This is a genomic window from Streptomyces sp. ISL-87, assembly GCF_018614095.1.
Classification (GTDB): Bacteria; Actinomycetota; Actinomycetes; order Streptomycetales; family Streptomycetaceae; genus Streptomyces.
Map to the genome: position 1 here is coordinate 166,241 of NZ_JAGGOY010000016.1, position 20,058 is coordinate 186,298.

Annotated in this window: 19 protein-coding genes and 1 tRNA gene; 9 read left to right on the forward strand and 11 right to left on the reverse strand. The window is 71.8% G+C overall.

What is annotated here, in order from left to right:
• Positions 1–166: 166 nt before the first annotated feature.
• The 5 genes from J7I97_RS06015 to J7I97_RS06035 all read right to left on the reverse strand — a co-directional run bounded on the left by J7I97_RS06015 (position 167) and on the right by J7I97_RS06035 (position 6,035).
• The gene (locus J7I97_RS06015) at positions 167–1,636 is read right to left on the reverse strand and encodes a penicillin-binding protein 2 (protein WP_214931355.1); all 1,470 of its coding nucleotides are present in this window, start codon (positions 1,634–1,636) and stop codon (positions 167–169) included.
• A complete protein-coding gene (locus J7I97_RS06020) occupies positions 1,633–3,057 on the reverse strand; it encodes an FtsW/RodA/SpoVE family cell cycle protein (protein ID WP_214931357.1) in 1,425 nt (474 codons plus the stop codon). The genes J7I97_RS06015 and J7I97_RS06020 overlap by 4 nt, the downstream gene beginning before the upstream one ends.
• A gap of 31 nt (positions 3,058–3,088) precedes the next feature.
• Positions 3,089–4,555: a PP2C family serine/threonine-protein phosphatase gene (locus J7I97_RS06025; protein WP_214931359.1), complete on the reverse strand. Its 1,467-nt coding sequence runs from the start codon at positions 4,553–4,555 to the stop codon at positions 3,089–3,091.
• A gap of 144 nt (positions 4,556–4,699) precedes the next feature.
• Positions 4,700–5,203: an FHA domain-containing protein gene (locus J7I97_RS06030; RefSeq protein WP_214931361.1), complete on the reverse strand. Its 504-nt coding sequence runs from the start codon at positions 5,201–5,203 to the stop codon at positions 4,700–4,702.
• A 10-nt stretch (positions 5,204–5,213) separates the two neighbouring features.
• Positions 5,214–6,035 carry a DUF3662 and FHA domain-containing protein gene (locus J7I97_RS06035; protein ID WP_214931363.1) on the reverse strand — a complete coding sequence of 274 codons (822 nt, stop codon included), beginning with the start codon at positions 6,033–6,035 and terminating at the stop codon, positions 5,214–5,216.
• Between the two features lie 293 nt (positions 6,036–6,328).
• Between J7I97_RS06035 and J7I97_RS06040 the strand changes: the two genes are divergently transcribed.
• The 6 genes from J7I97_RS06040 (at position 6,329) to J7I97_RS06065 (ending at position 12,145) form a co-directional block, all read left to right on the forward strand.
• Positions 6,329–6,411 (forward strand) — tRNA-Leu (locus J7I97_RS06040).
• A 316-nt stretch (positions 6,412–6,727) separates the two neighbouring features.
• On the forward strand, positions 6,728–8,404 hold the full coding sequence (locus J7I97_RS06045; protein WP_214931509.1) for a sensor histidine kinase: 1,677 nt from the start codon (positions 6,728–6,730) through the stop codon (positions 8,402–8,404).
• A gap of 8 nt (positions 8,405–8,412) precedes the next feature.
• Positions 8,413–9,072 (forward strand): response regulator transcription factor, encoded by a 660-nt coding sequence (locus J7I97_RS06050; RefSeq protein ID WP_308363499.1) that lies wholly within the window; start codon positions 8,413–8,415, stop codon positions 9,070–9,072.
• A gap of 89 nt (positions 9,073–9,161) precedes the next feature.
• Positions 9,162–10,595: a DUF2252 domain-containing protein gene (locus tag J7I97_RS06055; protein WP_251058509.1), complete on the forward strand. Its 1,434-nt coding sequence runs from the start codon at positions 9,162–9,164 to the stop codon at positions 10,593–10,595.
• Positions 10,596–10,712: 117 nt separating this feature from the next.
• Positions 10,713–11,555 (forward strand): J domain-containing protein, encoded by an 843-nt coding sequence (locus J7I97_RS06060; RefSeq protein ID WP_214931364.1) that lies wholly within the window; start codon positions 10,713–10,715, stop codon positions 11,553–11,555.
• Between the two features lie 245 nt (positions 11,556–11,800).
• On the forward strand, positions 11,801–12,145 hold the full coding sequence (locus J7I97_RS06065) for a rhodanese-like domain-containing protein (protein ID WP_214931366.1): 345 nt from the start codon (positions 11,801–11,803) through the stop codon (positions 12,143–12,145).
• A 28-nt stretch (positions 12,146–12,173) separates the two neighbouring features.
• Here J7I97_RS06065 and J7I97_RS06070 read toward each other — a convergent pair whose 3' ends face one another.
• The 6 genes from J7I97_RS06070 to paaA form a co-directional block, all read right to left on the reverse strand.
• On the reverse strand, positions 12,174–13,316 hold the full coding sequence (locus J7I97_RS06070; protein WP_214931368.1) for an acyl-CoA dehydrogenase family protein: 1,143 nt from the start codon (positions 13,314–13,316) through the stop codon (positions 12,174–12,176).
• A gap of 154 nt (positions 13,317–13,470) precedes the next feature.
• The gene (locus J7I97_RS06075; protein ID WP_214931370.1) at positions 13,471–14,604 is read right to left on the reverse strand and encodes a 2Fe-2S iron-sulfur cluster-binding protein; all 1,134 of its coding nucleotides are present in this window, start codon (positions 14,602–14,604) and stop codon (positions 13,471–13,473) included.
• On the reverse strand, positions 14,605–15,159 hold the full coding sequence (gene paaD, locus J7I97_RS06080; RefSeq protein ID WP_251058510.1) for a 1,2-phenylacetyl-CoA epoxidase subunit PaaD: 555 nt from the start codon (positions 15,157–15,159) through the stop codon (positions 14,605–14,607).
• Entirely contained in the window at positions 15,153–15,920 is a 768-nt protein-coding gene (gene paaC, locus J7I97_RS06085) for a 1,2-phenylacetyl-CoA epoxidase subunit PaaC (protein ID WP_214931372.1), read from the reverse strand. Before paaC ends, paaD begins: the two co-directional genes overlap by 7 nt.
• Complete coding sequence (paaB, locus tag J7I97_RS06090; protein ID WP_008739989.1) at positions 15,917–16,201, reverse strand: 1,2-phenylacetyl-CoA epoxidase subunit PaaB; 285 nt, start codon at positions 16,199–16,201, stop codon at positions 15,917–15,919. The genes paaC and paaB overlap by 4 nt, the downstream gene beginning before the upstream one ends.
• Positions 16,198–17,277, reverse strand: coding sequence for a 1,2-phenylacetyl-CoA epoxidase subunit PaaA (gene paaA, locus J7I97_RS06095; RefSeq protein ID WP_251058511.1), 1,080 nt, complete (start codon positions 17,275–17,277; stop codon positions 16,198–16,200). Before paaA ends, paaB begins: the two co-directional genes overlap by 4 nt.
• 143 nt (positions 17,278–17,420) lie before the next feature.
• Here paaA and J7I97_RS06100 point away from each other — a divergent pair, with 143 nt between their 5' ends.
• From J7I97_RS06100 to J7I97_RS06110, 3 genes are read left to right on the forward strand one after another with little or no spacing between them, the layout of a single operon-like run.
• Positions 17,421–18,146 carry a DUF5819 family protein gene (locus J7I97_RS06100; RefSeq protein WP_374195442.1) on the forward strand — a complete coding sequence of 242 codons (726 nt, stop codon included), beginning with the start codon at positions 17,421–17,423 and terminating at the stop codon, positions 18,144–18,146.
• The gene (locus J7I97_RS06105) at positions 18,143–19,303 is read left to right on the forward strand and encodes an HTTM domain-containing protein (RefSeq protein ID WP_251058512.1); all 1,161 of its coding nucleotides are present in this window, start codon (positions 18,143–18,145) and stop codon (positions 19,301–19,303) included. Before J7I97_RS06100 ends, J7I97_RS06105 begins: the two co-directional genes overlap by 4 nt.
• The gene (locus tag J7I97_RS06110) at positions 19,300–20,058 is read left to right on the forward strand and encodes an RNA methyltransferase (RefSeq protein WP_214931377.1); all 759 of its coding nucleotides are present in this window, start codon (positions 19,300–19,302) and stop codon (positions 20,056–20,058) included. The genes J7I97_RS06105 and J7I97_RS06110 overlap by 4 nt, the downstream gene beginning before the upstream one ends.

The window sequence follows — 20,058 nt, forward strand, 5'->3', positions numbered from 1 at the left end:
CGTCAGTCCCGACCGCACCCGTGTGTGGTCCGGCGGTGTGCTGTTCGCGCAAAGGCTACCGGCCGATCGTCGGTGATCGGTTCGTGGCCACAGGCTGATACAGGACCGGTACCGTACGCTCGTATCCGGGCGGCTTCAGTGATCTGGATCACGCCGGCTGCGCCTGTCAGCCCTTGCTCTGGCTCTTGAGTACGGCTTCCATGACGGCCTTGGCGACGGGGGCGGCGAGGCCGCCACCGCTGATGTCCTCGCGGCTGGCGTCGCTGTCCTCGATGACGACGGCGACGGCGACCGGCGAGGTGCCGTCGGGGTTCTCGGCGTAGGAGATGAACCAGGCGTACGGGCGCTTGGCGTTCTTCTCGCCGTGCTGGGCGGTGCCGGTCTTGCCGCCGACGGTGACGCCGTTGATCTTGGCCTTGCCGCCGGTGCCGTTCTCGACGACGTTGACCATCATCTGCTGGACCTTCTGCGCGTTGGCGGCGGAGACGGGCCGGCTCATTTCCTCGGGCTCGTGCTTCTCGATGACGTCGAGGTTGGGAGCGGTGAGCTGGCTGACCATGTACGGCTTCATCAGCTTGCCGTCGTTGGCGATGGCGGCGGTGACCATGGCCATCTGGAGCGGAGTGGCAGCGGTGTTGAACTGGCCGATCGCGCTCTGGGCGTTGCCGTCCTTGCCCATGGTCTTGTCGTAGACGCTGGCGAAGGCGCGGACCGGGGTGTCGATCTTGTCGTTGTTGAAGCCGAACTTCTGCGCGGTCTGCACCATCTTGTCCCGCCCCACCTTGTCGCCCATGTTGGCGAAGACGGAGTTACAGGAGACCCGCAGCGCGTTGTTCAGGCTGGCCTTCTCGCACCCGCTGGCGTGGTTGACCATCGGGGTCTTGGTGCCCGGCAGGATGTACGGCTCGGGGGTGTCGGTCGGCGCGTCGATGTCGGTGACGACGCCGTGTTCCAGGGCCGCCGCGGCGGTGACCACCTTGAAGGTGGAGCCGGGCGGGTAGGTCTCGCGCAGGGCGCGGTTGACGAGCTTCTTGTCCTCGCTGTCCTTCAGCTCGACCCAGGCCTTCTCGTCGTTCTTGGAGTTGCCCGCGAAGCTGGAGGGGTCGTACGAGGGGGTGCTGACCAGGGCCAGGATGGCGCCGGTGCGCGGGTCGATGGCCGCGACGGCGCCCTTCTTGTCGCCGAGCTTGTCGAAGGCGGCCTTCTGCGCGACGGCGTTGAGCGTGGTGACGACGTTGCCGCCCTGCTTCTTCTCGCCGGTGAACATGCCCACGGTGCGGTCGAAGAACAGCCGGTCGTCGTTGCCGGTGAGGATGCCGTCTTCGAGGGACTCGAGCTGGGTGGAGCCGAAGGCCTGCGAGGCGTAACCGGTGACGGGCGCCCAGAGCGGGCCGTCCACGTAGGTCCGCTTGTACTTGTAGTCGCTGCCGTCGGTGGTCGCCGAGCCCGTGATCGGGTCGCCCGAGACGATGATGTTGCCGCGTTCGGTGGCGTACTGGGCGATCTGGACCCGGCGGTTCTCCTTGCGGGTGCTGAGTTCCTCGGCCTGGACGTACTGCAGCCAGTTGGTCCGGATCAGCAGCGCGAGGATGAGCAGCCCGCAGAACAGCGAGATGCGGCGCAGGGGCTTGTTCATGACGGGCGGACCACCTGGGTCATCTCGGCGTCGGGGGACGGGGCGGGGGCCGGGGCGGGGCGGCGTGCGGTGTCGCTGATCCGGATGAGGATGGCGATGAGCACCCAGTTCGCGAGGACGGAGGAACCGCCGGACGCGAGGAAGGGCATGGTCATGCCGGTCAGGGGGATGAGGCCCATGACTCCGCCGGCGACGACGAAGATCTGCAGGGCGAAGGCACCGGACAGCCCGATGGCGAAGAGCTTGCCGAAGGGGTCGCGGGCGGCGAGTGCGGTGCGGACGCCCCGCTCGATGATCAGGCCGTAGAGCAGCAGGAAGGCCATGACGCCGGAGAGGCCGAGTTCCTCGCCGACGGTCGAGAAGATGAAGTCGGAGTTGGCGGCGAACCCGATGAGGTCCGAGTTGCCCTGTCCCCAGCCGGTGCCGAGGACCCCGCCGGAGCCGAAGCTCATGATCGACTGGCCGACCTGCTCGCAGGCGCCGGACTTCGTGTAGCAGTCGAAGGGGTCGAGCCAGGCGGTGACGCGGACCTTGACGTGGCTGGCGGTGGCGCCGACGACGGCCGCGCCGCCCACGCTCATGAGCAGGCCGATCACGATCCAGCTGGTCCGCTCGGTGGCCACGTACAGCATGATCACGAACATGCCGAAGAAGAGCAGCGAGGTGCCGAGGTCGTTCTCGAAGACGAGGACGAGCAGGCTCATCGCCCAGATCATCAGGATCGGGCCGAGGTCGCGTCCGCGCGGCAGGTAGAGACCCATGAAGCGGCGGCTGGCCAGGGCCAGGGCGTCGCGCTTCACCATGAGGTAGCCGGCGAAGAAGATGGCGATGACGATCTTCGCGAACTCACCGGGCTGGATGGAGAAGCCGGCGACGCTGATCCAGATCTTCGCGCCGAAGACGTCCGCGCCCAGACCCGGGACGACGGGCAGGATCAGCAGGACGAGCGCGGCGGCCATCGAGATGTACGTGAACCGCTGGAGCACACGGTGGTCCTTCAGGACCAGCAGGACCACGGAGAACAGGGCGATGGCGAGCGCCGTGTACATCATCTGCCGGGGCGCGGACTCGGAGAAGACGCCGAACTGGCGCTTCGCGAGGTTCTGCAGCCGCTCGGACTGGTCGAGCCGCCAGATCAGCACCAGGCCGAGCCCGTTGAGCAGGGTCCCGATCGGCAGCAGCAGCGGATCCGCGTACTTGGCGTACCGGCGTACGACGAGGTGGGCGATGCCCGCGAGCGCGCCGAGGCCGAGCCCGTAGAGGAGCATGCCGGGCGGCAGCTTGCCGTCGATCGCGAGGCCCACGTTGGCGTAGGCGAAGATCGGGATGACCACGGCGAAGCCGAGCAGCAGGAGCTCGGTGTTCCGCCGGCTCGGCAGCTCGATGGCGCCGATGGTGGTCGTGTTGGTGACAACGCTCATGATGTGACGGGCCCCCTGCGCCCGCGTATGTCTACTGCTTGCCGCACTGGCCGACCAGCTGCTGCTCCTCGGGAGTCAGGCTGGGGGCGGGTGTCTGGGCGTTCTGCGCTTCGGCGTTGCGGCGTTCTTCGTCCTTCTTGCAGGCGGAGACCTGGACGCCGAGCTCGTCGATCTTCTGGCGGGCGCCGTCGAGGCTGCTTTCGGTGATGGTGGCCTCGACCTGCTTGCGCTTGAAGGGCGGCAGGTATTTCAGTTCGATGTCAGGGCGGTCGGTCTGCACCTTGGAGAGGTGGATCCAGCCGAGGTTCTGGCTGATGCCCTGGTAGAGCGCCACGTGTTCGCCCTTGACGCCGACGTAGTACTGGGTCTGCGTCCAGCGGTGGGCGGCGTACAGGCCGCCTCCGAGGGCGCCGGCCACGAGCAGCAGAAGCAGCGTGCGCGTGATCCACTTGCGCCCCTTGCCGCGCCGCCGGCGGGGGTGGTCGTACGTGTCGTCGTAGCCGCCGTCCCCGTCGTAGGCATGGGCGTCGGCGTCGCCGAAGCTGCCGTATCCGCCGCCGCCCTGGCCCTGGTCGGGGTATCCGTAGCCGGGGCCCTCGCCGCTGCCGGGGGGGCCGAAGGCGCCCGCGGGCGGCGGGACCTGGCGGCCCAGGCCCGAGGCGCGGCCGGCCGGGGTCTGCATGACGTTGCCGTCGAAGAGCTGGTGCTGGTTCTCGGCGACCGCGCCGACGACGACCGGGGTGTCGTTGATCTGGGCGGCGAGGGTGTCGCCGCTGTCCGTGTCGAGGACGTCGGCCACGATGCAGGTGATGTTGTCGGGACCGCCGCCGCGCAGGGCGAGCTGGATGAGGGCCTGCACGGTCTCGTGGGGACCGTGATAGTCGGCGAGGGTCTCTTCCAGGGTCTGGTGGGAGACGACGCCGGAGAGCCCGTCGGAGCAGATGAGGTAGCGGTCGCCGGCCCGGACCTCGCGGATGGAGAGGTCGGGTTCGACGGTGTCGCCGCTGCCGAGCGCCCGCATCAGCAGGGAGCGCTGGGGGTGCGTGGTGGCTTCCTCCTCGGTGATGCGGCCCTCGTCGACGAGGCGCTGCACCCAGGTGTGGTCCTGGGTGATCTGCGTGAGGAGGCCGTCACGGAGCAGGTAGGCGCGGGAGTCGCCGACGTGGACGAGGCCGAGGCGCTGGCCGGTCCACAGGAGGGCGGTCAGGGTGGTGCCCATGCCTTCGAGCTGGGCGTCCTCCTCGACCATCACACGGAGCTGGTCGTTGGCGCGCTGTACGGCCGTGGCGAGCGAGGTGAGGATGTCGGAGCCCGGGACGTCGTCGTCGAGCTGCACGAGGGAGGAGATCACCTCGGAGCTGGCGACTTCGCCTGCGGCCTGGCCGCCCATGCCGTCGGCGACCGCGAGGAGACGGGGACCGGCGTAGCCGGAGTCCTCGTTCCCCTCCCGGATCATGCCTTTGTGCGATCCGGCGGCGAACCGCAGGGACAGACTCATGCGCACCTGCCCAGTCGACGATGCCTCCGGGTACAACCGGTCTCGAGCCACACTGCCCACCCTCCGGTCGGGAGCGCGCTCGGGTCCGTGTCCCCGGTGGGACGGACCGCCGCGGCTCGCTCGCTCCGCTCGCTCATTCTCGTACTACTTCCGCAGCTCGATGACGGTCTTGCCGATGCGGATCGGGGCGCCCGGCGGAATGGGCGTCGGGGTGGTCAGCCGGGTCCGGTCGAGATACGTGCCGTTGGTGGACCCGAGATCCTCGACGATCCACTGGCCGTCACGGTCGGGATAGATCCTGGCATGGCGGCTGGACGCGTAGTCGTCGTCCAGCACGATCGTGGAGTCGTGCGCCCGGCCCAGCGTGATCGTCTGGCCCGCGAGGGCCACGGTGGTACCCGTGAGGGTGCCCTCGGAGACGACGAGCTTGGTGGGCGCTCCGCGGCGCTGGCGCTGCGCCGGCGGCGCGCTCTGCCGGCCGCCCGTCTGCTGCGGGGCGCTGGTGGCGCCGCCGCCGCGGCGGGAGCCGCGCTGCGTGACTCGCGTACCGAAGAGGTCGCTGCGGATGACCTGGACGGCCACGATGACGAACAGCCACAGAACGGCCAGGAAACCCAACCGCATGACCGTCAGGGTCAGCTCTGACATTGCCCCCGCTTCACCCTTCGGCTTGCCTGTAAATGATGGTCGTGCTGCCCACGACGATCCGCGAGCCGTCGCGGAGCGTAGCGCGGGTGGTGTGCTGCCCGTCCACCACGATGCCGTTTGTGGACCCGAGATCCTGGATCGTCGGAGGCGTTCCGGTCCGGATCTCACAGTGCCGGCGGGATACGCCGGGGTCGTCGATCCGCACGTCGGCTTCGGTGCTTCGGCCGAGTACGAGCGTGGGGCCTGAGATCTGGTGGCGGGTGCCGTTGATCTCGATCCAGCGGCGCGTGGTGCCGGGGCCGCCGGAGGGTACGGGGGCCGGTCCGCCGGGGGCGGGCCGGCGCGCGGCGCCGCCGGGGGGCGGACCCGCGGGCATGGGGGGGACGGCGGCCGGGGGGTAGCCGTAGCCGCCGGGCTGCTGCTGGCCCTGGGGGGCCTGCGGCTGTGCCTGGGAGGTGCTGGAGGCGAGCGTACGGCTGCGGACCCGGTAGAGGCCGGTGTCGAGGTCCTCGGCCTTCTCCAGGTTGACCTTGATGGGGCCCATGAAGCTGTAGCGCTGCTGCTTGGCGTAGTCGCGGACGAGGCCCGCGAGTTCGTCGCCGAGCTGGCCGGAGTAGGGGCTCAGGCGGTCGTAGTCGCCGGCGCTGAGCTCCACGATGAAGTCGTTGGGGACGACGGTCCGCTCGCGGTTCCAGATGGTGGCGTTGTTGTCGCACTCCCGCTGGAGGGCGCCGGCGATCTCCACCGGCTGGACCTCGGACTTGAACACCTTGGCGAAGGTGCCGTTCACCAGACCTTCGAGTCGCTGCTCGAACCGCTTCAGGACTCCCATGGGGCACCTCCTCCGTCGTTGTCGCCCTGTACTGCTTACTGATCGTATCCACGCGTGGCGGATTCGGGTGGTTCCCCATCGGTCCCGTGCTGAGGAGTGTTGGTCCTCACAAGGGATCGTAGGGGCGCCCTGGGGACAGTGTCCCGCACCGGGAGCGGAGTACGGGAGGGGCCCGTCGGGGCCGGGGTGGCGGGGGCTTCGAAAGCGATGTGATTCCACCCTGTCCGACGTGCTAATGTTCCGATGTCGCCAGGGGAACGGCCCGCAAGGGAAGAGCCACTGGGACGCTACTCGGGCGAGTGGCGGAACGGCAGACGCGCTGGCTTCAGGTGCCAGTGTCCTTCGGGACGTGGGGGTTCAAATCCCCCCTCGCCCACATCGACGAAACGGTCGTCACCACGAAAGTGGTGGCGGCCGTTTCGTGTTTCCTGCCTCTGAGTTCGCGAGCGGTACGCGCGCACCGAGTCCGACGGGCGGGGGCCGGGGTTGTGGTGCCGGGGTGGTCGTATTGCCGGGGGCGGGGTGCCGGGGTGGGCGTGTTTTTCCTCCGGTTGGGGAGTGATCCCGGCCACGCCCGGGGTGCCCAGGGCTGCTGACGGGGCGTCGGGTGTCCGACTTTCGTCGTGCGGGGCGAGACGAAAGAGGGCGGCGGGCGGTGTGGGCCGGTGTCTAGGGTCGGGCGCGTGGATGCGATGGCGGGGACGCGTGCGGGCTGGGACTGGCTGAAGGGGCCCGAGCCCTGGACGCGGCGGGTGGTGGCGGGGGATCTGGCGCTTGCGGCGGTAGCGGCGGTGCTGGGCCTCGGCATCGAGGAGCTCGACAAGGGCTCCGGGCGGCGGATGATCGCCGGTGTCGTGCTCGTCGTGGTGCTGACGCTGCTGCGGCGACGGCTGCCGGCGGGCACGCTCGTGGTGGCCTCGGCGGCGGCCGCGTTCCTGCCGGGGGCGCTGTTCGTGACGTGCCTGCTCGGCTGGTCGGCGGGGCGGCGGATCGTGGGCGTGGGCCGGGCGCTGACCGCCTTCATCCTGGCGTTCGTCGCGACGGTCGGCCTCGGTGTGGTCAGCGAGTGGTCGAACATGCGGCCACTGCTGGTGATCGTCTTCTCCACGCTGCTGTTCCTGGCGACCACGGTGATGCCGGGCCTGGCCAGCCGGTACTGGTCCCAGCGCCGTACGCTGCTGCGCGCCCTCCAGGAGCGCAACGCCCAGCTGATGCGCGAGCGGGCGATGGTGGCCGGACAGGCCCGGCTGCGGGAACGCCAGCGGATCGCCCAGGACATGCACGACAGCCTCGGCCACCAGCTGGCGCTGATCTCGGTCCACACGGGCGCGCTGGAGGTGGACCCGAAGCTCACCGACCGCCAGCGCGAGGCGGTGGGCGTGCTGCGGCAGGCGTCGGTGTCCGCGATGCACGAGCTGCGCGAGGTCGTCGGGATCCTGCGGGACGGGGTGGAGGCGCCGGTCCCCGTGGAGGAGGCGGCGCAGCCCGCGGCTCGCGGGGTGGCCGGGATCGCGGGGGTCGTGGAGGCGGCCCGGGGCGCGGGGACGGACGTACGGCTGACCTCGGCGGGGCAGCCCCGGCCGCTGGCCGCGGCCTGCGATCACGCGGCGTACCGGATCGTGCAGGAGGCGCTCACCAACGCGTACAAGCATGCTCCCGGGGCGCGGATCACGGTGGAGCTGCGGTACGAGGACGACTCGTTGGTGGTGGAGATCGCCAACGGGCCGGCGGCCGGCCCGGGCGCCGGCGAGGTGGTGTCGGGCGGCCAGGGGCTCACGGGGCTGCGCGAGCGGGCCCGGCTGGTCGGCGGGATGGTGCACGCGGGCACGACCGAGGGCGGCGGCTTCCGGGTGGCCGGGGTACTGCCCTACGGGGCGGAGCCGGCCGGCGTGGCGGACGCCGCCGACGACTTCGGGCAGCAGCTCCAGGCGCACATGCTGAACGGTGCGCCGCCGATGGACTGGGCCGCGGTGGACCGCGAGCTGGCGATGACCACCCGCAGCAGGACCGGGGGCGTCGCGATGGGCTGCGGGATCGCGTTCGCGGCGGTGGTGCTGCTGGTGATCGTGATCGGGGCCGGCGCGGTGCTCCTGCTGGGCACGGTGAACGACGCGATGATCAGCCGGGCCGACTACGACGAGGTGCAGGTCGGGGCCTCCGAGAAGGAGGCCCGCGACCGGCTGCCGAGCGGGGACTCGATCCTGACCATGGGGCTGGACGCGAAGGGGCCGGCGCGGCCGCAGGGCTCGAAGTGCCTGGCGCTGCTGGCGACGGACCAGCCGGCGGAGCTGGGACACGACCTCGTTTTCCGGTTCTGCTTCAAGGACGGCAAGCTCGTCGACAAGCAGGCGTACGAGGTCAAGCAGTAGGAGCGCGGGTGACAGCCAAGGTGATCCGAGTGGTGATCGCTGACGATGAGCCGCTGATCCGGGCCGGGATCAGGATGATCCTGACTTCCGCCCCGGACATCGAGGTCGTCGCGGAGGGGGCGAACGGCCGGGAGGCGGTGGAGCTCGCGCGGGCGCACGCGCCGGATGTGGTGCTGCTGGACATCCAGATGCCGGTGATGGACGGGCTGACCGCGCTCGGCGAACTGGGGCGGGCGGTGCCGGACGTGCGGGCGCTCATCCTGACCACCTTCGGGGAGAGGGAGAACGTGCTGCGGGCCCTGGGCGAGGGCGGTGCGGGGTTCCTGCTGAAGGATTCCGCGCCGGGCGAGCTGATCGGCGCGGTCCGGGCGGCCGCGGCCGGGGACGCCTACCTCTCGCCGGCGGCCACCCGGCACGTGGTGGACCAGCTGGCCTCGGGACGCGCCGCGGGGCGCGGTGAGGCGGCCCGGCGCCGGGTGGCGGAGCTGAGCGAGCGGGAGCGCGGGGTGTTGGCGCTGCTGGGCGAGGGGCTGTCGAACGCGGACGCGGGGCGGCGGCTGCACATGAGCGAGGCGACGGTGAAAACGTACGTGAGCCGGATCCTGGCGAAGCTGGGGTGCGAGAACCGTGTGCAGGCGGCCCTGCTGGCCAGGGACGCCGGGCTGTAGATCTGGCCAGGGACGCCGGGCTGTAGATACGGTCGGCCGAGTTGATGTTGGCCGATTGAGTACGACAGGTACGGGTGGGGGCGGCGCAGATGGTGGCGGTACCGGAGCAGCGTGCGGCGGAGCCGGATGTGGCGCACGGCGGGCGGATACCCGCCGTCGAGGGGTTCGCGCCGCGGGTCGTGGCCGGTTCGCCCCGGGCGGCGGGCAAGGCGCTGCGGGCCCGCGTACCGCGCTCGGCGCACGCGCACTTCGAGGCGCCGGCCGGGCGGCCGGACGCCGTCCGGGCGGTGGAGGAGTCCAACGTCGGCCGGGTGGCCGAGCTGACGCCCATACGGGTGGGCCGGATGGCCGCGAACCCGTTCGCGTTCCTGCGCGGGGCGGCCGGACTGATGGCGCACGACCTGTCCGCCGGCCCGGTGACCGGCGTAGGCGCGCAGATCTGCGGGGACGCGCACGCGGCGAACTTCGGCCTGTACGGGGATGCCCGCGGCCGGCTCGTCATCGACCTGAACGACTTCGACGAGACCGTGTTCGGCCCGTGGGAGTGGGACGTGAAGCGGCTGGCGACCTCGCTGGTGCTGGCCGGCCGGGTGGCCGGCGCGGACGAGGACACCTGCCGGGCGGCGGCGCTGGACGCGGTGGGCGCCTACCGGCGGACCATGCGGCTGCTGGCCAAGCTCCCGGCGCTGGACTCGTGGAACGCCATCGCGGACGAGGAGCTGGTCTCGCACACCGATGCCCGGGATCTGCTGGGCACGCTGGAGCGGGTCTCGGAGAAGGCCCGCAACAACACCTCCGCGCGCTTCGCCTCCAAGTCCACCGAGTCGGACGCGGACGGTGCCCGGCGCTTCGTCGACGCGCTGCCGGTGCTGCGCCGGGTCGGCGACGGGGAGGCGGCGGCCGTGGCGGCCTCGCTGGGCCCGTACCTGAAGACCTTGCCGGGGGACCGGCTGCCGCTGCTGGCCCGGTACGCGATCCACGACGTGGCCTTCCGCGTGGTGGGCACCGGGAGCGTGGGCACCCGCTCGTACGTGGTGCTGCTGCTGGACCACCGGGGAGAGCCGCTGGTCCTCCAGGTGAAGGAGGCGCGGCCGTCGGTGCTGTTGCCGTACCTGCCGGGACTGGGCTTCGAGTCCGTGGCGGAGGAGCACGAGGGCCGCCGGGTGGTGGCCGGGCAGAAGCGGATGCAGGTGGTCTCGGACATCCTTCTGGGCTGGACCACGGTGGAGGGTCGGCCCTTCCAGGTGCGGCAGTTCCGCAACCGCAAGGGCAGCGTGGATCCGGCGGCGCTGGCCGTCGACCAGATCGACGACTACGGGCGGATGACGGGCGCGCTGCTGGCCCGGGCGCACGCGCACAGTGCCGATCCGCGGCTGCTGGCCGGGTACTGCGGCAAGAACGACGAGCTGGACGAGGCGATGGCCACGTTCGCGGTGGCCTATGCCGACCGCAGCGAGGCCGACCACGCGGATCTGGTGGCGGCGGTGCGGGCCGGGCGGATCGCGGCGGAGGCCGGCGTCTGAGAAGCCCAGGCCAGAGGGCCAGGCAGCGGGCCGGTCGCGGGCAAGGGGGTTGTTTCACGTGAAACCGTGCGATGTTTCACGTGAAACACTCGCGCGGTCGGGCCTTAGGCTGGCCGGGTGAGCGAGCAGACAGTCCCTGAAGAGCCCGGCACCTCCGGCACCGGCACCTCTGGCGACCCCGGTGACGAGCGGCCCGAGGCGCGGCTGGACCGGGCCGTGCGGGCCGCGGAGCGAGCGCTGATCGAGTTCGAGATCGCGGTGGAGACCTTCCGTGTGGAGGTCGAGAACTTCTCCCGGCTCCACCACCAGAAGCTCGGCCCGATGTACTCGCGTCTCGACGAGCTGGACGCGCTGATCGCGGAGGCGAAGGCGGCCCGTACCGGCGATCCCGAGGACCTGCGGCGGGCCCGCGACGCACGCTCGCTGGTGATGCCGATGCCCGGGGTGGACGAGCTGTTCCACGACTGGCTCGGCTCGGACGGGATCTCCGACGACGCGGCGGCGATGCTCACCGAGCGGCCGGTGCGGCCGCCGGAGCGGGTGCGGCCCTCGGAGGAGGTACGCCGGCTCTACCGTGAGCTGGTCCGACAGGCACACCCGGATCTCGCCCAGGACGAGGCCGAGCGCGAGCGGCGCGACGAGTTCATCGCGCGGGTCAACGCGGCGTACGGGCGGGGCGAGGAGCAGCTCCTGCGGGAGCTGGCCGAGGAGTGGGCGGCCGGTCCGGCGCCGGAGGCGGCGCGGCCGAGCGAGAGCGAGGAGCTGTACGCCCGGCTGGAGTGGCTGGCGCGGCGCAAGGAGCTGCTGGCGATGGTGGCCAAGGAGCTGGAGGACAGCGCGATCGGGTCGATGCTGCGGATGGCGCCGGATGATCCGGACCGGCTGCTGGACGACATCGCGGAGCAGTTGCTGGCGCAGGTTTCCGAGCGTGAGGCCGAGCTCGCCGGTTTCGCCGGGTGACTCCGTCGGGGCCGCTTGTGGGGTGAGGCTCCGCCGCGCAAGCGGGCCCCGGGCTGCGCCCGGGTTCTCTGGGGCTCCGCCCCAGCCCCGCGCCTCAAACGCCGGCGAGGCTGGATTTGGTGGGCCGGGTTTGGCGGGCCGGGTTTGGCCGGGCCGGGTTTGGCCGGGCCGGGTTTGGTCGGCCCGGGTGGTTGGGCGGGTTCGGATAGGTTGGGATGGAGATTCGCGATGAGAGAAGGCAACGTATGAACTTCGGACCGCTTCCCTCGGTGGACGCCGCCGCGGTGCCCTCCGAAGGCTTTGTCCTGGACGTCCGCGAGGACGACGAATGGGCGGCCGGGCATGTCGAGGGTGCGCTGCACATCCCGATGAGCGACTTCGTGGCCCGCTTCGGTGAGCTGACGGAGGCCATCGAGGACGGCCGCCGCGTCTACGTGATGTGCCGGGTGGGCGGGCGCTCCGCGCAGGTCACCCAGTACCTGGTGCGCCAGGAGATCGACGCCGTCAACGTCGACGGCGGGATGCAGGCGTGGGACGGCGCCGGGCGCCCGATGGTGACGGACAGCGGGAACCCGGCCTTTGTGCTGTAGGGGTTGTATGGGCCTGTAGGGTCCCTCGTCAGCTGAGGGGGTGGGCGGCCAGGAGGTCGCCCAGTGCCTCCTCGTGCGCCGCGGCCGGGCCGAGCTGGAGTTCCAGCTGCTTGGCCCAGGCGTGGTAGCGGTGCAGCGGGTAGTCGGTGTCGGCGCCGAAGCCGCCGTGGAGGTGCTGCGCGGTCTGCACGACCCGGCGTACGCCCTCCGAGGCCCAGATCTTCGCGACCGCGACATCGCCGGCGCTCGGCAGCGGGCCGCCCGCTCCGCCGGTGGCCGCGTCGAGGCGCCAGGCGGCCTGCCAGAGGGTGACTTCCATGGCGCGCAGGTCGATGTAGCGGTCTGCGGCCTGGACGGCGACGGCCTGGAAGGTGGCGACCGGGAAGCCGAACTGCTCGCGCTTGCTGGTGTATTGGCTGGTCATGGTGAGGACGCCGGTGCCGAGGCCGAGCGCGAGGGCGCAGGTCCCGGTGGCGAGGAGCTGGCGGAGCCGGTCCCAGGCGGCCGGATTGTCGATGAGGTGCGTCGCGGGCACCCGTACGCCGTCCAGGGCGAGTTCGGCGAGCCGCTCCCCGCTGGTGGAGTACTGGTCCGCGAGCGTGAGCCCCTCGGCGGTGCGCGGGATCAGCGCGAGGACGGCCTCGCCCTCGCCGGTGTGGGCGGGGACGGCGATCCAGTCGGCGCTGTGAGCCCAGGGGACGGAGGTCTGCACCCCGTCCAGGGTCCACTGAGTTCCGTCCCGGCGGGCGGTGACGGCGAGTTCGGCGGGATCGTGGCCGGTGCGGCCGTGGGCGGCGGCGGTGAGGACGAGCGTTCCGCGCCCGGCGCCCGGCAGCAGGGCGGCGGCCAGCTCGGGACCGCCGTGGGCCTGGACGGCCATGGCGGTGGCGCAGTGCTCCAGCAGCGGCACCCGGGCCAGTACCTTCGCCGCCTCGCGCAGCACCAGGCACAGGGCGATGGTGTCGAGCCCGGCCCCGCCGTACTCCTCGGCGAGGGCCAGGCTCAGGAGGCCGGAGCCGGCGAGCTTGGCCCACAGGGGCCGGTCGAACGCGTCGGCGACGGCCCCCCGGGTGAGCGCGGGGCTGGGCACGCTGTCGGGGGCGACATCCGCGAACACGGCCTTCGCCGCCTCGACGGCGGCCTGCTGCTCCTCGGTGAAGGTGAAGTCCACTGCCTGTCCTCCCGCGTGCACCGGATCCCGTTCAGGTCTGACGGTGCGTCAAGATAGAACAGGTTCTCAAAAATGCACAGGGGGAGGGCCAAGCGGCCGCTGTCGCTCAGCGGCCGAAGCGCTCAGCGGCCGAAGCGCTCAGCGGCCGAAGTGCTCAGCGGTCGAAGTCGATCTCCACTTCCTCCGTCACCGCGTGCGACTGGCAGGCCAGCACGAACCCGGCCTCCGTCTCCTCCGCCTCCAGCGCGAAGTTGCGGTCCATCCGGACCTCGCCCGTCACCAGGAACGCCCGGCAGGTGCCGCACACGCCGCCCTTGCAGGCGTACGGGGCATCCGCGCGGTTGCGCAGCACCGCATCCAGCAGGGACTCCCCGTCCCGCACCGGCCAGGTGCCGGAGCGGCCGTCGAGCCGGGCGGTGACCCGCCCGTGGGCAGCGGCGGCCGAAGGCGCGGGGGCGGGCGGCGCGGTGTCCTCGACGTGGAAAATCTCCTCGTGCACCCGGGACCGGACGACGCCCAGTGCGCCCAGCGCCCGCTCCGCCCCCTGCACCAGGCCGTACGGCCCGCACAGGAACCAGCCCGTCACATCGGCGACGGGGAGCAGCGCCGGCAGCAGGGCCGCCAGCCGCTCCTGGTCGAGGCGTCCGGACGGCAGCCCGGCCTCCTGCTCCTCCCGGGAGAGGACGGTGACCAGCTGGAACCGGTCCGGGTAGCGGTCCTTGAGGTCGGCGACCTCCTCCAGGAACATCGTCGAAGCCGCCGTACGGTCGCTGCGGACCAGGCAGAACCGGGCCTCGGGCCGGGCCTTCAGCAGGGTTGCGGCGATCGAGAGCACCGGGGTGATCCCGCTGCCGCCGACGATGGCCGCGTAGTGCCCGGTGGCCGGCGCGGAGGCGGGCTCCAGGACGAAGCGGCCGGCCGGGACCATCACGTCCAGCACGTCCCCGGCGGCGATCTCCTTGTGCGCGAACGTGGAGAACTCGCCGCCCTCCACCAGCCGCACTCCGACCCGCAGCTGCGCCGCTCCGGGGCCGCCGGGGTCCGGGGCGGGGGAGCAGATCGAGTACGTACGGCGGATCTCCGCGCCGCCGGGGGCGCTGCGGCGCAGCGTGAGGTGCTGGCCGGGGGCGTGCCGGTACTCGGCCCGCAGTGCCTCGGGGACCTCCAGGGTCAGCGCCACCGAGTCGTCGGTGAGCCGGTCGACCGCCGCCACGGTCAGCGGGTGGAACGCGCCGTGGCGCACCGGGCGCGAGGAGCCCAACGTGGGCGTCGACGGGGACGCGGCCATTTACAGCTCCTTGAAGTGGTCGAACGGCTCGCGGCAGGCGGTGCAGCGGCGCAGCGCCTTGCAAGCGGTGGAGGAGAACCGGCTGAGCAGCTCGGTGTCCGTCGATCCGCAGTTGGGGCAGCGGACCGACAGGGTGAGCGGGACCGGTCCGCCCGCCGCGTGCGGGCGGGGCGGGGCGATGCCGAACTCGGCGAGTTTGCGGCGGCCTTCGGCGGTGATGTCGTCGGTGGACCAGGCGGGGGCCAGCACGGTGGTGACCGTCACCTCGGGTATGCCGTGGCCGGTCAGTACCCGCTCGATGTCGGCGGACATGGCCTCGATGGCCGGGCAGCCGGTGTAGGTGGGGGTGAGGGTGACCTCGGCGTGGCCGTCCTCATGCATCCGCACTCCGCGCAGGACGCCGAGCTCGGTGAGGGTGAGCACGGGCAGCTCCGGGTCGGGGACGGAGCCGGCGAGCTCGGCCAGCTCCGCCTCCAGGCGGGTCGTGCCGGTGCTGGGGGACGGGCCGGGCGACGTGCTGGACGACTGGCCCGCCGACGGGCTGGTGGTCACCATGACGCCCCCGGATGGCTTCGGTGCAGGTGCTGCATCTCGGCGAGCAGCCGCCCGAACGGCTCGGTGTGCAGACCCTTGCGGCCGGCCCCGGCAGCCCAGGCCCCGGTGCGCGGGCCCTCGGGCAGGGCGAGCCCGGCCCGCTCCAGTACGTCGCCCACCGCGGCCAGCCAGCGCTGCTCCAGGGCGGCCCAGTCCACGGCGATCCCGTCGACCGGCTGGAACATCTCGCCGGTGAACTTCCACAGGGCGTCCAGGGCGGCGCGCATCCGGCCCCGGCTCTCCTCGGTGCCGTCGCCGAGCCGCAGGGTCCACTGCTCGGCGTGGTCGCGGTGGTACGCGGTCTCCTTGACGGCCTTCGCGGCGAGCGGCCCGAACGGGCCGTCCCCGGCGGCGAGTTCCCCGTAGAGCTCGTGCTGGTAGACGGAGAAGTAGAGCTGCCGGGCGATGGTGTGGGCGAAGTCGCCGTTCGGCTGCTCGACCAGCTGGAGGTTGTGGAAGGAGCGCTCCTCGCGCAGGAACGCCAGCTCGTCCTCGTCGCCCGCCATGGAGAGCAGGACGCGGGCCTGGCCGAGCAGGTCCAGCGCGATGTTGGCGAGGGCGACCTCCTCCTCCAGGACGGGCGCGTGCCCGGCCCACTCGCCGAGGCGGTGGGAGAGGATCAGCGCATCGTCCCCGAGGGTGAGGGCGGCCGCGTTGACGACGTCGGTGCTGGTGGCCTCGGTGCTGGTGGCCTCGGTGCTGTTCGCGTCGGTGCTGGTCACAGGTGGCGCACCCCCTCGGGGATCTCGTAGAAGGTGGGGTGCCGGTAGGGCTTGTCGGCGGACGCGGCGAAGAACGGATCCCGCTCGTCCGGCGAGGAGGCGGTGATCTCGGTGGAGGGCACCACCCAGATGGAGATGCCCTCGCCGCGCCGGGTGTAGAGGTCGCGGGCGTTGCGCAGGGCCATCTCCGCATCCGGGGCGTGCAGGCTTCCCGCGTGCGTGTGCGAGAGGCCGCGCCGCGAACGCACGAACACCTCCCACAGGGGCCAGTTCTGCGTCATACCCGTGCCTCGCTTTCCGTGCTTGCCTTGCCTGCGTGCTTGTCGGCGTACGCCGCGGCCGCGTCGCGGACCCAGGCGCCTTCCTCATGGGCTCTGCGCCGCTGGCCGATGCGCTGTTCGTTGCACGGGCCGTTGCCCTTGAGCACGTCCCAGAACTCCGCCCAGTCGATGGCGCCGAAGTCGTGGTGCCCGCGCTCCTCGTTCCACTTCAGGTCCGGGTCGGGCAGGGTCAGACCCAGCGACTCGGCCTGCGGCACGGCGATGTCCACGAACCGCTGGCGCAGCTCGTCGTTCGAATGCCGCTTGATCCGCCAGGCCATGGACTGCGCCGAGTGCGCCGACTCGTCGTCCGGCGGGCCGAACATCATCAGCGAGGGCCACCACCAGCGGTCGACCGCGTCCTGCGCCATCGCGTGCTGCGCCTCGGTGCCCTTCGAGAGGGCCATGAGCAGCTCGAACCCCTGGCGCTGGTGGAAGGACTCCTCCTTGCAGATCCGGACCATGGCGCGCGCGTACGGACCGTACGAGCAGCGGCAGATCGGGACCTGGTTGGTGATCGCCGCGCCGTCCACGAGCCAGCCGATCGCACCGACATCGGCCCAGGTCAGGGTGGGGTAGTTGAAGATCGAGGAGTACTTCTGCTTGCCGGAGTGGAGCTTGTCGAGCAGCTCGTCGCGGCTGGTGCCGAGGGTTTCGGCGGCGCTGTACAGGTAGAGGCCGTGGCCGGCCTCATCCTGGACCTTGGCCATCAGGATCGCCTTGCGGCGCAGCGAGGGCGCCCGGGTGATCCAGTTGGCTTCGGGCTGCATGCCGATGATCTCGGAATGGGCGTGCTGGGCCATCTGGCGGACCAGAGAGGCGCGGTATTCGTCGGGCATCCAGTCGCGCGGCTCCACGCGCTCGTCGGCCGCCACGGCCGCGTCGAACGCCGCCGCGAGCTGCGCGCCGAGGTCAGCCGCGCCGAGGTCGGCCGCGCCGAGGTCGGCCGCGCCGTCTGCCGCACCGGGCTCCGCTGTCGTGCCCGTGCCTGTCCCGAGGGCCATGTCCTGCCCCGTCTCCGGGGTCACTGCCACCATCCCGGCCCCTTGTCAGAGTTTGTCGACCGTCCGTCCACCCGACCGACCGATCGTTCGGTTCGTACTCTTCAATGGTGAGACGACGGCCCGTAGGGTGTCAACCTCTGTGGTCAACCCTGTGGACGCCGGATGATCGGGGCGGGATGGATTCGAACGAGCGCGAGCCGGCTGACGGGGCCGTTCCGCCGCCGGTTCCCCTGCCGATTTCGCCGCCGCTCGCCCCGCTGACCGGCCCGCCGCTCGCCCCGCCGCCCAGGGCGCCCGGGATCGCCGGCCTGTCCGCCCCGTACCGGGTCGTCGCGGCCCTGGCGCTGGGGGGCGTGGCCGTCGCGGCCTGCTGGCACCTGGCCCTCGTCTTCCTGCACGTCGCCCCCACCAACACGGTGAGCAGGCAGCACGCGCGGACGGTGGACGAGTGGATCTACCCCGAGTTCGAACAGAACTGGAAGCTCTTCGCCCCCAACCCCCTCCAGCAGAACATCGCGGTCGAGGCGCGGGCGCAGTTGCGCACCGACGCCGGCGAGCTGGTCACCGGCGACTGGCGTGACCTGTCCGCCGACGACGGGGCCGCCATCCGGCACAACCCGCTGCCGAGTCACACGCAGCAGAACGAGCTCCGGCGGGCCTGGGACTTCTTCACCGGCTCCCACGACGAGGACAACAAGTCGAACGGGGAGCGCGGTGAGCTGTCGGAGCGGTACCTGCGGCGGATCGCGGTGAACCGGCTGACCCCCCTCCACCGCGGGGAAGGCCGCATCGTACGCATTCAGCTGCGCTCGGTGACGAGGGCGGTGCCCGCGCCGAAGTGGTCGACGGAGCGGACCGACACCGAGACGTACTACCGGGAGCTGCCGTGGTGGACGGTATGAGGCGGGCGCGTGGCGTCGCCGGACGGGCGCGTGGCGCCGCCGGACGGGCGCGTGGCGTCGCCGGAGGGGCGCTGGCGAAGGTCACCGGGCAGGCGCTGGGCCCGTACCAGAGCGCGGTCGTCCGCATCGGCTTCTCCGCGACCTGGCTCTTCTTCCTGCTGTGGGAGTTCCCCCACAGACACGAGCTGTACGGGCCCGACGGGCCGTGGAGCTGGGAGCTGGCGGAGCGGCTGATCGCCTCGAACGACGCGTTCACCGTGCTGATGTGGTCGGACTCCGCGGTGTGGTTCGAGATCGTCTACGCGGTGGCGGTGCTGTCGAGCGCGCTGCTGATGCTCGGGTGGCGGACGCGGGCGATGTCCGTGGTGTTCATGGCCGGGGTGCTGTCGCTGCAGAACCGCAGCGTGTTCATGGGGGACGGCGGGGACAACGTCATCCACCTGATGGCGATGTACCTGGTGCTGACGCGGTGCGCGCAGGTGTGGTCCCTGGACGCCAGGCGGCCCTCCGGCCCGTCCGGCGGGAGGTCGGGGCCCGTGCTCTGGGCCGTCCTGGGCGCGGTGCTCGCGTACGGGGCGGTCGCCGGGCGGTTCACCATGGGCTGGCTGCTGGCCTTCGCAGCGGTGTGGGTGGTGCTGGGGCTGTGGTGGATGGCCGACCGGTACGAGCCGGAGGGGGAAGGACGGGTGGTCCTGGACGTCCTCGCGAACCTGCTGCACAACGCGGGGATGCTGGTGATCATGGCGGAGGTCTGCCTGATCTACGCGACGGCGGGGTGGTACAAGATCCAGGGATCGCGCTGGCAGGACGGCTCGGCGCTGTACTACCCGCTGGGCCTGGACTACTTCAGCCCGTGGCCCGGGCTGTCGGCGTTGCTGGCGAGCAGCGGCACGGTGGTGATGCTGCTGTCGTACGGCACGGTCGCCGTCCAGGTGGCGTTCCCGTTCACGCTGTTCAACCGGCGGATCAAGAACGTGCTGCTGGCGGTGATGATGCTGGAGCACGCGGGGATCGCGGTGCTGCTGGGGTTGCCGTTCTTCTCGCTGGCGATGATCGCCGCCGACGCGGTGTTCCTCCCGACGGGCTTCCTCCTCTGGCTCGCCCGGCGGGGAGGGGGGAGAACCCCCAGGCCACGGCCCGTAGGCTCGGCGGTATGAGTGAGCACGGGAGCCCCGACGACATCGCGCGCCAGTGGCGGGAGGCCGCCGGGCGGGAGGATCTCGTACTCCTCGACGGGTTCCACGCCCTGAAGCACGCCCTGCGGTTCGGCGCCGACATCCAGGCCGTCGTCGCGGACGACCCCGCCTCCGTACGGGCGCTCGCCGCCGAGCTGGCTCCGGATGTGGAGGGGGACGTCGGCCGGCTGGTCCGCAAGGCGGAGCTCCGTACGCTGCTGACCCGCGTCCATCCCACCGGGGTCGCCGCCCTCGCCGTCCGGCCCGACCCGGCCGAAGGGCGGGCCAGGCTGGAGCGGATGCCGCGCACCGCACCGATCGTCGCGCTCGACAATCCCCGCAACCTCGGCAACGTCGGCGCGGTCGTCCGCCTCGCCGCCGGCTTCGGCGCCACCGGCGTGGTGACCCGCGGCGACCTCGACCCCTGGCACCCCAACGTGGTCCGGGCCGGGGCCGGGCTGCACTACGCCACCACCGTGGAGCACATCACCCTGGAGACCCTGCCCGCCGGACCCTTGTACGCGCTCGACCCGGAGGGCGATGACATCCGCGCCCTCACCCTCCCGGACGACGCCCTGCTCGCCTTCGGCTCGGAACGCCACGGCATCTCGCCCGAGCTGCGCGCCCGCGCCGATCACCTGGTGTCCCTGCCGATGCGTCCACAGGTGTCCAGCTACAACCTGGCCACCAGCGTGGCCATGACCCTCTTCCACTGGGGCGGGCCGAAGGCCTGCTGA

Bases quoted from the DNA above. Each gene is read 5' to 3' on its own strand.
- paaB (WP_008739989.1), bottom strand. From the start codon at position 16,201: ATGACGCAGAACTGGCCCCTGTGGGAGGTGTTCGTGCGTTCGCGGCGC.
- J7I97_RS06055 (WP_251058509.1), top strand. From the start codon at position 9,162: ATGGTGGCGGTACCGGAGCAGCGTGCGGCGGAGCCGGATGTGGCGCAC.
- J7I97_RS06105 (WP_251058512.1), top strand. From the start codon at position 18,143: ATGAGGCGGGCGCGTGGCGTCGCCGGACGGGCGCGTGGCGCCGCCGGA.
- J7I97_RS06020 (WP_214931357.1), bottom strand. From the start codon at position 3,057: ATGAGCGTTGTCACCAACACGACCACCATCGGCGCCATCGAGCTGCCG.
- J7I97_RS06025 (WP_214931359.1), bottom strand. From the start codon at position 4,555: ATGAGTCTGTCCCTGCGGTTCGCCGCCGGATCGCACAAAGGCATGATC.
- J7I97_RS06075 (WP_214931370.1), bottom strand. From the start codon at position 14,604: ATGGCCGCGTCCCCGTCGACGCCCACGTTGGGCTCCTCGCGCCCGGTG.
- paaA (WP_251058511.1), bottom strand. From the start codon at position 17,277: ATGGTGGCAGTGACCCCGGAGACGGGGCAGGACATGGCCCTCGGGACA.
- J7I97_RS06045 (WP_214931509.1), top strand. From the start codon at position 6,728: ATGGCGGGGACGCGTGCGGGCTGGGACTGGCTGAAGGGGCCCGAGCCC.
- J7I97_RS06015 (WP_214931355.1), bottom strand. From the start codon at position 1,636: ATGAACAAGCCCCTGCGCCGCATCTCGCTGTTCTGCGGGCTGCTCATC.
- paaD (WP_251058510.1), bottom strand. From the start codon at position 15,159: ATGGTGACCACCAGCCCGTCGGCGGGCCAGTCGTCCAGCACGTCGCCC.
- J7I97_RS06030 (WP_214931361.1), bottom strand. From the start codon at position 5,203: ATGTCAGAGCTGACCCTGACGGTCATGCGGTTGGGTTTCCTGGCCGTT.
- J7I97_RS06110 (WP_214931377.1), top strand. From the start codon at position 19,300: ATGAGTGAGCACGGGAGCCCCGACGACATCGCGCGCCAGTGGCGGGAG.
- J7I97_RS06035 (WP_214931363.1), bottom strand. From the start codon at position 6,035: ATGGGAGTCCTGAAGCGGTTCGAGCAGCGACTCGAAGGTCTGGTGAAC.
- J7I97_RS06100 (WP_374195442.1), top strand. From the start codon at position 17,421: ATGGATTCGAACGAGCGCGAGCCGGCTGACGGGGCCGTTCCGCCGCCG.
- J7I97_RS06065 (WP_214931366.1), top strand. From the start codon at position 11,801: ATGAACTTCGGACCGCTTCCCTCGGTGGACGCCGCCGCGGTGCCCTCC.